The sequence below is a fragment of the Paracoccus sp. Z118 genome (assembly GCF_019061185.1).
GTDB lineage: Bacteria > Pseudomonadota > Alphaproteobacteria > Rhodobacterales > Rhodobacteraceae > Paracoccus.
Genome location: NZ_JAHQZU010000003.1, coordinates 172,530 through 185,371, shown reverse-complemented (window position 1 = coordinate 185,371; position 12,842 = coordinate 172,530). Strand labels below are relative to the sequence as shown.

The following is a 12,842-nucleotide window of genomic DNA, read 5'->3' as shown; positions in this document are numbered from 1 at the left end:
ATCATCGCCGAAAGCCTGGGGGATCGCGCCCGCGCCGATCATCATGGCGCAGACGCTGCGGATCTCGGCCATCGTCGTGATCCTGCCGCTGCTGCTTTACGCCATCGACGGCCGCCCCGCCCCGGTCGAGTTCGCGGGGACGGGCGGCGGGCCGGTCGGCATCCTGCTGCTCGCGCTCGCCGCCTTGGCGGGGGGCGCGGTGTTCCGGGCGCTGAACTGGGTCAACCCGTTCTTCCTCGGCCCGCTCGCGGCCTCATCGGCGCTGACCGCCGCCGGTGTCCCGCTGACGCCCTTTCCCGACGCGGTGCTGTCAGCCGGGCAGATCGTGCTGGGGGCGTGGCTCGGCTCGACCTTCCAGCGCAAGCTGTTCGAGGGCGCGGGGCGCGAGATGCTCGTCTCCATCGCCGGCACGCTGCTGCTGCTGGCGCTGTCCACCGCCGGGGCGGTGGCCGTGGCCCGCCTGACCGGCCTTCCGTGGGAGACGCTGATCCTCGCCACCGCGCCCGGCGGCGTGACCGAGATGGCGCTGACCGCCCGCTATCTACAGCAGAGCGTGTCGTTCGTCACCGCCGCGCATGTGGTCCGCATCTTCCTGCTGATGCCGGTGGCGCGCCCGCTGGTGCGGGCCATCGACCGGCGCGGTTAAAGGATCATCGCCGCGATCCAGGCGGTGACGACCATGCCGAGATTGGCGTGGATGAAGGTCGGGACGACGCTGTCCTTGATGTGGTCGTGCTGCCCGTCCGCGTTCAGCCCGGCGGTCGCGCCCAGCGTGATCGTCGAGGCGGGCGAACCCGCATCCCCCAGCGCCGCCGACGCGCCCAGCAGCGCCACCGTGGCCAGCGGCGAGAATCCCAGCGCCAGCGCCAGCGGCACGTAGATCGGCGCGAGGATCGGGACCGAGGCGAACGAATCCCCGAAGCCGATGGTGATGAACAGCCCGAGGATCAGCATGATCGCCGCCCCCAGCGCCCGGTTGTCGCCGATCATCCGGGCCGAGGCCTCGACCAGCGGCGCGACCTCTCCCGTCGCCGACAGAACGCCCGCGAAGCCCGAGGCGATGGTGATGATGACCGCCACCTGCGCCATCATCCGCAGCCCTTCGGTGAAGACGTCGTCCTGCTCGTTCCAGCGGAAGACGCCGGACGCGCCGAGGATCAGGAAGCCGATCATCGCGCCGACCAGCAGCGAATCGAAGGCAAGCTGGCAGACCAGCGCCGCCGCCATCGCCACGATGGTCGCGGCTAGCTGGCCGGGGCGAAGGCGCGGGGCGGGGGCGACGGGCGCCTCGACCGCCGACACGGCGGCATAGTCGCGCGGGCGGCGGTAGCTGACGAAAACGGCGACCAGCATCCCGGCCAAGATTCCCAGCACGGGCAGGAACATCGCCCGCCAGGTCATGTCCGCCGTCACGGTCAGCCCCAGAGGGCCGCCGACCTCATTGAGGTTCGCCAGCAGGATCTCGTTCAGGAAGATCGCCCCGAAGCCCGTGGGCAGCAGCAGATAGCTGGAGCTGATCGAGCAGGCGAGGATGCAGGCCACCGCCCGGCGGTCGATATGCAGCCGGTTCATCACCGCCAGCAGCGGTGGGATCAGCACCGGGATGAAGGCGATATGCACCGGAATGACGTTCTGCGACATGACGGAGGCGGCGATGAACAGCCCAAACATGGTCCATCTGACGCCGCCCGCCGTCGCCCCCGCATCGGTGCCGAGCCGGGCCGAAATCCACGCCGCCAGCAATTCCAGCAGCCCGCTGCGGGCCAGCGCCACGGCGAAGGCGCCGACCATGACATAGGTCATCCCGACCTGCGCCCCGACCAGCAGGTTGTCGTTCAGCGCGGCGATGGAGTCCTGCATCGTCAGCCCGGCATGCAGCGCCCCCAGCAGCGCGGGCGAGATCATCGCCACCGCGACCGGCACCCGCAGCAGGCACAGCGCGATCATCAGCACGATGGCCAGCACGACGGCGTTGATGTGATAGCCGACCGCGAGCGAGCCAAGATAGACCAGCCCAATCGCCCCCAGCACCGGCAGCGCGCGCCTGCGCGACGGGCCGCGCTGCGTGTCCAGTTCTTCCATCATCGCCTGCATCGCGGCTCCTTTCGCCAGAATCCACGGCGTCATAAGCCCGCCGCGCGGCAAGCGCCACGGGGCCAGCGACAGACCCGGCATGAAAAAATCGCGGCCCCCGATAGGAGGCCGCGACGATCATCCGGGCAGCATGGAAAGGCTTACGCCTTCTGGCCTTCAAGCCAGCGGTCGATGCCGGCCTGCGCCACCGCCTGATCCTGCGCGGGGGTGCCCGAGGAGATGCCGATCCCGCCGACGACCTCACCGTCGAAGATCACCGGCAGCCCGCCGCCGACGACCATCAACCGGCCGCCGATGGCCGAGTTGATGCCGAAGGCCGGCGAGCCCGGCTGGCTGGACGCCCCATACTCATGCGTCGCCTTCTTCGCCGCGGCCGCGGTGAACGCCTTGTCGATGGCGATGGTGGTCGAGGTGACCTTGCCCCCCTCCATCCGCTCGAACGCGATCAGCTGGCCGCTTTCGTCGGTGATGGCGATGCACATCGGCACGCCGATTTCCCCGGCATGGGCGGCCGCCCCCGCGATCAGCGCGCGGGCGTCGTCGAGGTCCAGTCTCGTCACGGTCTTCATCGTCGTTCCTTTCTTACGATGCCTTGGCGACGCGGCGCCATTCGTGCAGCAGCGGCTCGGTATAGCCCGAGGGCTGCGCGGCCCCCTTCACGATCAGATCGCGCGCGGCCTTGAAGGCCGGGCCGTCGAAGGACGGGGCCATGGGGCGATAGCCCGCGTCCCCGGCGTTCTGGCGGTCCACCGCGACGGCCATGCGGCGCAGGCTTTCATCCACCTGCTCCTCGGTGATGATCCCGTGCATCAGCCAGTTGGCGAGGAACTGGGCCGAGATCCGCAGCGTCGCCCGGTCCTCCATCAGCGCCACGTCGTCGATGTCCGGCACCTTCGAGCAGCCGACGCCCTGATCGACCCAGCGCACCACATAGCCGAGGATCGACTGCGTGTTCAGGTCGATCTCGCGGGCGATCTGGCCCTCGGAGAGGTTGCGCTTTCCCATCAGCGGGGGCGTCATCAGCGCGTCGAGGCTGGCCCGCTCGCGATCCGCAAGGTCCTTCTGACGCGCGGCCACGTCCACCTGGTGATAATGGATCGCGTGCAGCGTCGCGGCGGTGGGCGAGGGCACCCAGGCGGTCGTCGCGCCCGCATTCGGATGGCCCGCCTTGGTCGCCAGCATGTCGGCCATGTCGTCGGGCTTGGCCCACATGCCCTTGCCGATCTGGCCCTTGCCGTTCAGCCCGGTCGCAAGCCCGGCATCTACGTTGCCGTTCTCATAGGCGGACAGCCAGCTTGCGTCCTTCATCTCGGCCTTCGGCAGCACGGGTCCGGCCTGCATGACGGTGTGGATCTCGTCGCCGGTGCGGTCGAGGAAGCCGGTGTTGATGAACACGATCCGGTCCTTCAGCGCCCGGATCGACTCGCGCAGGTTGGCCGAAGTGCGGCGCTCCTCGTCCATCAGGCCCAGCTTGATCGTGCCCATATCCAGCCCGAGGATTTCCTCGACCCGCGCATAGGTGCGGTCGGCGAAGGCCGCTTCCTCGGGGCCGTGCATCTTGGGTTTCACGATATAGATCGAGCCGGTGCGCGAGTTGCGCGGCCCGTCCGTCTTCAGCAGGTCGTGCATCCCCGCCGCCGACGTCACCATGGCGTCCATCATGCCTTCCGGCGTTTCCTGCCCGTCCTGCATCACGGCGTTGGTGGTCATCAGGTGACCCACGTTCCGGGCCAGCTGGACCGAGCGGCCCGGCAGGGTCAGGGTGGAACCGTCCGGGGCCGTGAACTCGCGGTCGGGGTTCAGGCGGCGGGTCATCGACTTGCCGGCCTTCTCGAACGTCTCCTCCAGGTCGCCCTTCATCAGGCCGAGCCAGTTGGCGTAGGCGGCCACCTTGTCCTGGGCATCGACCGCGGCGATCGAATCCTCGAAGTCCTGAATGGCCGTCAGCGCCGATTCCAGCACCACGTCGCGCAGGCCCGAGGGGCTGGCGGCGCCGACCGGGTGCGACGGGTCGAACACCAGTTCTACATGCAGGCCGTTGTGGCGCAGCAGGATGGAGCGCTTGTCGCCCTCGCCCGAATGGCCCACGAACGCCTCGGGATGGGCAAGGCCCACGTCCCGGCCGTTCACGGTGGCAACGGCCTTGCCGTTCTCGACCTTCCACGCGGTCACGTCGGCATGACTGCCCTCGGCCAGCGGCAGCGCCTCATCGAGGAACGTCGCCGCACGGGCCACGGCCAGCGCGCCGCGCTTCGCGTCGTAGCCCTTGCCCTCGGGCTGGCCCGGCAGCGCGTCGGTGCCGTAGAGCGCGTCATACAGCGAGCCCCAGCGCGCATTCGCCGCGTTCAGCGCGAAGCGGGCGTTCATCACCGGAACGACCAGCTGCGGGCCGGCGACCTTCGACATCTCGGGATCGGTCGGGCCGGTGCCGACCTTGAAGTCGGGGCCTTCGGGCAGGATGTAGCCGATCTCGCGCAGGAAGTCCTGCCAGGCAGCGTTGTCCCATTCCTTCTCGCGCCGCTCGGTCAGCCAGGCGTCGATCTTGCCCTGCATCTCGCCCCGGACGTCCAGCAGCCTGCGGTTTTCCGGCGCGAGGTCGCGCAGCAGGGCAGCGTAGCCGGCCCAGAAATCTTCGGCCTTCACCGGCAGTCCGGGCAGCAGGCGGTTCTCGACGAAGTCGGCCAGCACGGGGGCGACCTGAAGGCCAGCGCGTTCAACATGATCGGTCATCATCATCTCTCCTCGGCACGTCATAGGGTTGACTACGAGATAGCCGCTGCGCGGAACAAAGCCAGTATACATCTGGACATTTTCCACGATGCGGAACATACATCATCAAAATGGAAAGCACCGGCACCGTTCAATCCGTCGATCGCGCCCTCGCTTTGCTCGAGGCGCTGGCGACCCATACCGAAGGCGCGCGGCTGACCGCGCTGGCAAAGCAGGTCGGCCTTGCGCCCTCGACCGCGCACCGCCTGCTGACCACGCTGGAGAGGCGCGGCTTCGCGCAGTTCGACGGGGTGGCCTCGCGCTGGCATATCGGGCGCAAGGCGTTCGCGGTCGGCGTCGCCTATACCCGTTGGCAGAGCTTCATCGCCGCCGCGACGCCCTTCCTGCGCAGGCTGCGCGACCTTAGCCGTGAGACCGCCAATCTCGGCGTGCTGGAGGATGGCGAGGTCATCACCGTCGCCCAGGTCGAAAGCCGCGAGATCATCCGCGCCATCGCGCCCCCCGGCGGACGGGCGCCGGTGATGAACTCCGGCATGGGCAAGGCGATCGTCGCCACTTGGCCCGACGACGCCATTGCGGAACTGGTGGAGCGCCACGGCCTGCGCCCCGCGACCAGCCGCAGCCTTGTCACGATGGAGGCCGTGCGGGCCGAGATCGACCTGATCCGCGCCCGCGGCTACGCCATCGACGACGAGGAATTCACGCCGGGGATGCGCTGCGTCGCCGCCGTGGTCTGGTCGCCCACGGGCGATCCGGTCGGCGCGATCTCGATCTCGGCGCTGGCCGCGCGGCTGCCGCCGAAGGATCTGGCGGCGATGGGCGAGAATGTGCGCCGCGCGGCGGACGAGCTGACCGACGTCATGGGCGGCAAGCGGCCTGCCGCAGCGGAGGATTGAGCCTCAGGCCCGCAGCCGCGGAATCTCCGGCTCCACCCGCTCGCTCAGCCCCCGCGGCTTGGGTCCGCCGGTCGCCCAGTCCAGCAGCTCCGCCGTGTGGACCACCGGAACCCCGGTCCCTGAGCCGATCTGCATCATGCAGCCGATATTGCCCGCGCTGATGACCTGCGGCTGCGTCGCTTCCAGATTGGCGACCTTGAGGGTCTTCAGCTCGGCCGAAATCGCGGGTTGCAGCAGGTTGTAGGTGCCCGCCGAGCCGCAGCAGATATGCGGATCGCGCGGCTCGACCACGTCGAAACCGGCCGCCTTCAGAAGATCCTTGGGCAGCGCCCTGATCTGCTGGCCGTGCTGCAGCGAGCAGGCGGAGTGATAGGCGACGCGCAGCGGCTCGGCATGGGTCGGCTCGGTCAGGCCCAGATCGCCCATCACCTCGGTGATGTCCTTCGCGATGGCCGCGACCCGCGCCGCGTCCGCTTCCAGCGGATCGCCGGCGAACATGTGGCCGTAGTCCTTGACCGTCGTGCCGCAGCCCGAGGTGTTGATGACCAGCGCGTCCAGCCCCTCGCCGTCCATCTCGGCCGCCAGCGCGCGGATGTTGGCGGCGGCCATCGCGTGGCTCTCGGTCGTCTTGCCCATGTGGTGCGTCAGCGCCCCGCAGCAGCCGAGGCCCTTCGGCACCACCACCTCGCAGCCGTGGCGGCGCAGCAGGCGGATCGTGGCGTCGTTGATGTCGGTGTTCAGCACCCGCTGCGCGCAGCCGACCAGCAGCGCGACCCGCTTGCGGCGCGGCCCCTGCGCCGGGAAGACCTGCGGGCGGTCGTTCGGGCTGGCCTTGGGCAGCTTGGGCGGCGCCATCTCCAGCATCGCCTTCAGCCGGTCGTCCGGGATCATCCGCCGCAGCGGGCGCGCCACCCTGGCCCCCGCCAGCACCGCCCGGAACCGGGCCGGATAGGGCAGGATGCGCGCGAGCGCCGCACGCAGCGCGCGTTCGTGCCAAGGGCGCTTGTAGTTCTGCTCGATATATTCGCGCGCGTGGTCCACCAGATGCATGTAATGCACCCCCGACGGGCAGGTGGTCATGCAGCTGAGGCAGGACAGACAGCGGTCGATGTGCAGGACGGTCTTGTCGTCCGGCACCCGGTTGTTTTCCAGCATGTCCTTGATGAGGTAGATGCGGCCGCGCGGGCTGTCCAGTTCGTCGCCCAGCACCTTGTAGGTCGGGCAGGTCGCCGTGCAGAACCCGCAATGGACGCAGGAGCGCAGGATCTCGTTCGAGCGCCGCATCAGCGGATCGGCGAGTTGCTGGTCGGTGAAGGTCGTCTGCATGTCAGGCCCCCATCAGGCCGGGGTTGAATATCCCGGCAGGGTCGAACGTCCGGCGCAGGGCGTTCGAGAGATCGGAAACCGCCCTTGGCTCGGGCGGGAAGATCGGCGCGTCGGCAGGGCCGCGCACGAGGAAGGCATGGCCCGGATGCGCCGCCCGCCGCAGGGCGGAAGGATCGGCGGGTCCGCCATACCAGATCAGCCCTCCGCCCCAGTCGAGCGACGCTTGCCCGCCCATTTCCAGCAGCGCCGCCACAACGGCGGGCGCGTCGGTCGGCTTGACGAGGATGCGCCAGACCGGATCGGGCGTGCCGGCGAAATGCTGCACGTAGCGCAGGGCGCGCCACAGGCGGCGGCTTTCGGCCTCGTCCAGCAGGTCGATCGGGCGGCTGCCGAACAGCGCTGTCAGGCGGGTGCGGCGATAGCCGACCTGCTTTGCCAGCCCTTCCACACGCAGCCATGCGGTGCCGTCATGGAACGCGGCGCCCGAGACCTCGAACGGGGTGCCGAGGGCGGTCGAGAAGATCTCCACCGCCTGCCGCACGGACACGCCGGGAAAGGCCAGCGTCTGCTGGGTCTCGCCCATCGGCAGGGTCTTCAGCGCCACCTCGGTCAGAACGCCGAACGTCCCGAACGACCCCGCGAGCAGCTTGCCGAGATCCAGCCCGGTGACGTTCTTCATCACCCGCCCGCCGTTCTTGATGATGCGCCCCTGCCCGTCCACGAAGCGCACCCCCAGCAGGTGGTCGCGGCAGGCCCCCGCCTGCACCCGGCGCGGGCCCGAGACGTTCGCCGCCACCATCCCGCCGATCGTGGGCGTGCCGTTGGTTCCCAGCAGGACGCGATGGTCCATCGGCTCGAAGGCGAGCGCCTGGCCTTCGGCGGCCAGCGTCGCCTCGATCTCCTCGACCGGGGTGCCGACGCGGGCGATCAGGGTCAGCTCGCCCGGCTCGTAGGTCACGATCCCGGCCATGTCGCGGGTCGTCAGCCGGGTGTCGGCGGCGACCGCGCCCGAGGGCAGGCGCGTGCCGCCTCCCTCGATCCGCAGCCTGCGTCCAGCAGCGCGGCTGTCAGTTACGAAGGCTGCGAGTTCGGCCTCGTCCTTCGGGGCGACCTGCTCCAGCACAGCTTCCATCACGCAGCCCCCCTCGCCGCCGCGTCCCGATACGGGCGGCTCGAGTCCAGCGGGAACACCTTGGCGGGGTTCAGCAGCCAGCCGGGGTCGAAGGTATTCTTCACCTCCATCTGGATCGCCATGTCATCGGGGGCATACTGGCTGGTCATCAGATCGCGCTTCTCGATCCCCACACCATGCTCGCCGGTCAGGCAGCCGCCCACATCGACGCAGACGCGCAGGATTTCGGCGCCGAACGCCTCGGCCCGTTCCAGATCGCCGGGCTTGTTGGCGTTGAACAGGATCAGCGGGTGCATGTTGCCGTCGCCGGCGTGGAAGACGTTGGCGACCTCCAGCCCGTATTCCTTCGACAGCTCGCCGATCCGCTTCAGCGTATAGGGCAGCTTCGACACCGGCACCGTGCCGTCGAGGCAGAGGTAATCCCCGATCCGCCCCATCGCGCCGAAGGCCGACTTGCGCCCCTTCCAGATGGCAAGCGATTCATCGGCGTTGCGGCTGATGCGGAACTCGACGGGGTTGAGCTGGTCCGCGATCGCCTTGATCCGGGCGACCTGATCGGCGATCTCCTCCTCCGAGCCTTCGACCTCGACGATCAGGACGGCGGTGCAGTCGGGATAGCCCGCCTTGGCGAAGTCCTCGACCGCGCGCAGGCACACATCGTCCATGTATTCGATGGCGACCGGCAGCAGGCCCGAGCGGATGATGCGCGCGACGCACTCGCCCGCGACCTCGGCGCTGTCGAAGCCGATCAGCATCGGGCGGGCACCTTGCGGGCGCGGCAGGATACGCAGCGTCGCTTCGGTCACGATGGCAAGCTGGCCTTCGGATCCGCAGATGAGGCCCAGCAGGTCCAGCCCCGGCATCCCCAACACAGGGCCGCCCAGTTCCACGATCTCGCCGGTGGCCAGCACCATGCGGACGCCCATCAGGTTGTTGGTGGTCACGCCGTATTTCAGACAATGCGCCCCGCCCGAGTTCATCGCGATGTTGCCCGCAATGGTGCAGGCGAGTTGCGATGACGGGTCGGGGGCGTAGAAGAAGCCCTCCGGCTCAAGCTCGGCGCTGACGGACAGGTTCGTGACGCCCGACTGCACGCGGATGAAGCGGTTGGCGGTGTCGATCTCCAGCACGTCGCGCAGGCGCAGGGTGGCGAGGATCACGCTGTCCGCGGTGGGCAGCGCCCCGCCCGCCAGCGAGGTGCCGGCACCGCGCGGCACGACCTTCACACCCATCTCGTGGCAGATGCGCATGGCGGCGGCGACCTCCTCGGTCGTGCGCGGCAGCACCACGGCCAGCGGCGGGCAGCGATAGGCCGTCAGCGCGTCGCACTCATAGGCCTTCGTCTCGTCGGGGTCGGAGATGACCGCATCGCCCGGCAGCGCGGCGGACAGGGCGGCGACGATCTCGTCCTTGCGGACGAGGATGGCGGCGTCGGGTTCCGGCATGACGATGGTGGACATGGGTCATGGCTCCTTTTCGATGAGGCGAGGGGGGCGCTCGGCCCCCCTCGCCCGGTTCGGTGTTACCCGCCAGCCGCCGGCGCGACCGGCGTATAGGGCGGCACCAGCTCGGTGAACGGCCACACATAGGCCTGCGCCATCACCAGCAGCCCGACCAGCGAGGCCAGCACGATCGAGTGGACGAACACGTAGCGCAGGATGCTGCTTTCATGACCATACCAGTTGGTGGCAGTCGAGGCGACGACGATGGACTGCGCGTCGATCATCTTGCCCATGACACCCCCCGACGAGTTGGCGGCGGACATGAGGACCGGCGAGACGCCGATCTGTTCCGCCGTGATCTTCTGCAGCCCCCCGAACAGCACGTTCGACGCCGTGTCCGATCCGGTCAGCGCCACGCCCATCCAGCCGAGCAGCGTTCCGAAGAACGGATAGATCCAGCCCGTCTGCGCAAAGGCGAGGCCCAGCGTGGCGTCGGTGCCCGAATAGCGGGACACATAGCCGAGCGCGAGCATCGCCGCGATGGTGATGAGCGAGAACCGCACCACCCAGATGGTCCGCAGCCATTCGCGCACAAGGCCGATGGGCGAGAACCTGAGGACCAGCCCAGACACGATCGCGGCCAGCAGGATGCCGGTGCCGGTCGCCGACAGCAGGTTCAGCGAATAGACCGCCGCCTCGGCATGGGGTTCGGCCACAACCGGCGGAACCTTCAGCACCATCTCGTGCAGGCCGGGAACCGGGAAGCGGGCGATCCAGATGCTGTCGAGGAACGCCTTGAACTGCGGCGTGCCCCAGGCGAACACGAAGACCGACAGGATCAGCCACGGCAGCCAGGCGCGGAACACGGTGGCGTTGGAATGGCTGTGCCTGGGCATCACCGGCGCGACGGATTCGTCGCCGATCCCGGTCGAGGTCCAGATGCGGCGGGGTTTCCAGATCTGCAGGAAACCGGCAAGGCAGATCATCGAGACCAGCGCCGCGATGATGTCCACCAGCCAGGGGCCGTGGAAGTTCGACACCAGGTATTGCGGGACGGCGAAGGCCACGCCGGCGACCAGCAGCGCCGGCCAGACCTCCATCATGCCCCGGCGTCCGGCGAAGGCCCAGACCAGCCAGAACGGCACGATGACCGAGAAGAACGGCAACTGGCGGCCGATCATGCCCGACAGCTCGAACAGGTCGAGCCCGGTCACGGCCGACAGCGCGATCACCGGCGTTCCCAGCGCGCCATAGGCGACCGGCGCGGTGTTGGCGATCAGCGACAGGCCGGCGGCGGCCAGCGGTGCGAAGCCGAGGCCCATCAGCATCGCCGCCGTTACGGCGACGGGGGTGCCGAAGCCCGCCGCGCCCTCGAAGAAGGCGCCGAACGAGAAGGCGATGAACAGCAGTTGCAGACGGCGGTCAGGGGTCAGCCCGGCGATGCTGTCGCGCAGGATGTTGAACTGGCCGGTCTTTTCCGTGAGCCGATAGAGGAAGATCACGCTCAGGATGATCCAGCCGATCGGCAGCAGGCCATAGGCCGCGCCATAAAGGGCGGTGGTCACCGCCATGTCGGTCGGCATCCCGACGCCGAGGATCGCCACCAGCAGCGCGGCGAGCAGGCCGAGCAGCGCGGCGACATGGGCCTTCATGCCCAGCACGCCGATGCCGCCCAGAAGGACGACCACCGGGATGGCGGCCAGCAGGGTCGAAAGGACCATGCTGTTCATTGGGTCATATACCTGGGACCAGGTCATCTCTTGGATCTCCCTCCCTGTGTGCCTTCGGCACGTCCGGGTGCGCTCGTTTCGTGTCGGCGCGTGTGGCGTTCCCGGCTCCTCCTCCGAGGACCGGACGAGGGTCTGGTAAAATCAATTTACCACGCCGGTCAAGTGCGTCATGGATTGTCGATGCGGCACTTCGCCGCCACCCTGACGATTTGCGTGACAGTTCCACATGATAGGCCCCGATGAACGAACCCGGACCGACCACCCCCTCCAAGGCCGAAACCGTGGCCCTTCACATCGAGACGCTGATTCTCGAAGGATCGCTGCGCCCCGGCGAGCCGCTGCTGCCCGAGCGGGAACTGGCCGAGCGGCTGAACGTGTCCCGCCCGACGCTGCGCACCGCGCTCAAGGCGCTGGAGCGGCGCGGCCTGCTGACCGGGCGCGAAGGGCGCGGGCTTGAGGTGTCGCGGCTCGGCGCGGCGGCGATCACCGATCCGCTTCTGCGCCTGCTGGCCGAGCGCGGCGAGGCCGCCGACGATTACCTCGAGTTCCGCGAGATCATCGAGGGCGCGTCGGCGGCGATGGCGGCAAGCCGCGCGAACGCCGTCGATCTTGAGCGTCTGCGCGCCTGCGCCGCGCGCATCGAGCAGGCCTACGCCGCCGCCGATCCCGCCGAGGAGGCCGAGGCGGACACCGAACTGCACCTCGCCATCCACGAAGCCAGCCACAATCTGGTGCTGCTGCATATCATGCAGGCGCTGTCGCCGATGCTGCGGACGGACGTGCTGCAGAACCGGCAGCGGCTGTTCACCATCCCGGACGTCCGCGAGGTGTTCAGGGACCAGCACCTGGCCATCGTCCGGGCGATCCTGGACCGCCGCGAAGGCGATGCAAAGGCCGCCGCCGAGGCGCATCTGAGCTATGTGCGCCGCACCACGCGTGAGATCAGGAAGGCCGAGGCGCGGCTGGACCTGTCGCGCCGACGGCTGGAGAGCGGGGGGCTGGGGGGAGCCAAGGGGTGAGCAGCGGCGGCTGTCATTCGCTGCCGGAGCCTCCGGCGGGGATATTTGGGGACAGAAGATGGGACTCCTCGCCGACCCTGCACATCGCCGCGCAAGGTTGGCCGCCGGGCTGGGGCGCGACTCACGCGTTTGTCAGGTTTGTTCAGGCAATTGCCGCCGCCTGCCCCAGGCCGCCCCGCGGGACGGCTGCGGCCAGCGCCGGCTGGCTTTCGGCGGGGCCGTCATTGCCCGCGAAAGCCGTGTTGTTCCGGGTCTTCGGGCGTTGACCTTCGCAGCAGGGGAAGTATAGCCAACCGGGAAAGCGGCAATCGTTCGGCACGGCTGACCCCTCCCTCCCCGGCAAGGCTCCGCGCCCGTTGCGGGCGGGGCGGCGGCCTCCTCGCGCACGCATCTGCAAGGGCGCGGGTCGCCCGGTTGCAGGGCGGCGCATGGGCGGGCGTGCCGGGCCCGCGGGTCCGGCGGGACGATTTGCA

The 12,842-nt window shown here is 69.1% G+C and carries 10 protein-coding genes; 3 read left to right on the top strand and 7 right to left on the bottom strand.

The window, feature by feature from the left end:
• The first annotated feature begins 22 nt into the window (after positions 1-22).
• Complete coding sequence (locus tag KTN05_RS03715; protein ID WP_371823268.1) at positions 23-646, top strand: AbrB family transcriptional regulator; 624 nt, start codon at positions 23-25, stop codon at positions 644-646.
• Here KTN05_RS03715 and KTN05_RS03710 read toward each other — a convergent pair.
• The 3 genes from KTN05_RS03710 to KTN05_RS03700 all read right to left on the bottom strand — a co-directional run bounded on the left by KTN05_RS03710 (position 643) and on the right by KTN05_RS03700 (position 4,824).
• Complete coding sequence (locus KTN05_RS03710; protein WP_217328026.1) at positions 643-2,094, bottom strand: Na+/H+ antiporter family protein; 1,452 nt, start codon at positions 2,092-2,094, stop codon at positions 643-645. The two genes, KTN05_RS03715 and KTN05_RS03710, sit on opposite strands and share 4 nt — an antisense overlap.
• A gap of 140 nt (positions 2,095-2,234) precedes the next feature.
• Entirely contained in the window at positions 2,235-2,663 is a 429-nt protein-coding gene (locus KTN05_RS03705) for a heme-binding protein (protein WP_217328025.1), read from the bottom strand.
• A gap of 13 nt (positions 2,664-2,676) precedes the next feature.
• A complete protein-coding gene (locus KTN05_RS03700) occupies positions 2,677-4,824 on the bottom strand; it encodes a malate synthase G (protein WP_217328024.1) in 2,148 nt (715 codons plus the stop codon).
• 110 nt (positions 4,825-4,934) lie between these two features.
• On the opposite strand from KTN05_RS03700, the gene KTN05_RS03695 reads away from it, so the two are divergent.
• Complete coding sequence (locus tag KTN05_RS03695) at positions 4,935-5,720, top strand: IclR family transcriptional regulator (protein ID WP_217328023.1); 786 nt, start codon at positions 4,935-4,937, stop codon at positions 5,718-5,720.
• Positions 5,721-5,723: 3 nt separating this feature from the next.
• Here KTN05_RS03695 and glcF read toward each other — a convergent pair whose 3' ends face one another.
• The 4 genes from glcF to KTN05_RS03675 all read right to left on the bottom strand — a co-directional run bounded on the left by glcF (position 5,724) and on the right by KTN05_RS03675 (position 11,377).
• Positions 5,724-7,046, bottom strand: a complete 1,323-nt coding sequence (gene glcF / locus KTN05_RS03690) for a glycolate oxidase subunit GlcF (RefSeq protein WP_217328022.1) — start codon at positions 7,044-7,046, stop codon at positions 5,724-5,726.
• Position 7,047: 1 nt separating this feature from the next.
• On the bottom strand, positions 7,048-8,178 hold the full coding sequence (gene glcE / locus KTN05_RS03685) for a glycolate oxidase subunit GlcE (RefSeq protein ID WP_217328021.1): 1,131 nt from the start codon (positions 8,176-8,178) through the stop codon (positions 7,048-7,050).
• Positions 8,178-9,629 carry an FAD-linked oxidase C-terminal domain-containing protein gene (locus KTN05_RS03680; RefSeq protein ID WP_217328113.1) on the bottom strand — a complete coding sequence of 484 codons (1,452 nt, stop codon included), beginning with the start codon at positions 9,627-9,629 and terminating at the stop codon, positions 8,178-8,180. The genes glcE and KTN05_RS03680 overlap by 1 nt, the downstream gene beginning before the upstream one ends.
• A 71-nt stretch (positions 9,630-9,700) precedes the next feature.
• The gene (locus tag KTN05_RS03675) at positions 9,701-11,377 is read right to left on the bottom strand and encodes an L-lactate permease (protein WP_217328020.1); all 1,677 of its coding nucleotides are present in this window, start codon (positions 11,375-11,377) and stop codon (positions 9,701-9,703) included.
• A gap of 212 nt (positions 11,378-11,589) precedes the next feature.
• Between KTN05_RS03675 and KTN05_RS03670 the strand changes: the two genes are divergently transcribed.
• Complete coding sequence (locus tag KTN05_RS03670) at positions 11,590-12,369, top strand: FCD domain-containing protein (protein ID WP_217328019.1); 780 nt, start codon at positions 11,590-11,592, stop codon at positions 12,367-12,369.
• Positions 12,370-12,842: the final 473 nt, after the last annotated feature.

Excerpts from the sequence above, each read along its gene's own strand:
- KTN05_RS03710 (WP_217328026.1), bottom strand. The coding sequence starts at position 2,094 with ATGCAGGCGATGATGGAAGAACTGGACACGCAGCGCGGCCCGTCGCGC.
- KTN05_RS03705 (WP_217328025.1), bottom strand. The coding sequence starts at position 2,663 with ATGAAGACCGTGACGAGACTGGACCTCGACGACGCCCGCGCGCTGATC.
- KTN05_RS03700 (WP_217328024.1), bottom strand. The coding sequence starts at position 4,824 with ATGACCGATCATGTTGAACGCGCTGGCCTTCAGGTCGCCCCCGTGCTG.
- KTN05_RS03695 (WP_217328023.1), top strand. The coding sequence starts at position 4,935 with ATGGAAAGCACCGGCACCGTTCAATCCGTCGATCGCGCCCTCGCTTTG.
- glcF (WP_217328022.1), bottom strand. The coding sequence starts at position 7,046 with ATGCAGACGACCTTCACCGACCAGCAACTCGCCGATCCGCTGATGCGG.
- glcE (WP_217328021.1), bottom strand. The coding sequence starts at position 8,178 with ATGGAAGCTGTGCTGGAGCAGGTCGCCCCGAAGGACGAGGCCGAACTC.
- KTN05_RS03675 (WP_217328020.1), bottom strand. The coding sequence starts at position 11,377 with ATGACCTGGTCCCAGGTATATGACCCAATGAACAGCATGGTCCTTTCG.
- KTN05_RS03670 (WP_217328019.1), top strand. The coding sequence starts at position 11,590 with ATGAACGAACCCGGACCGACCACCCCCTCCAAGGCCGAAACCGTGGCC.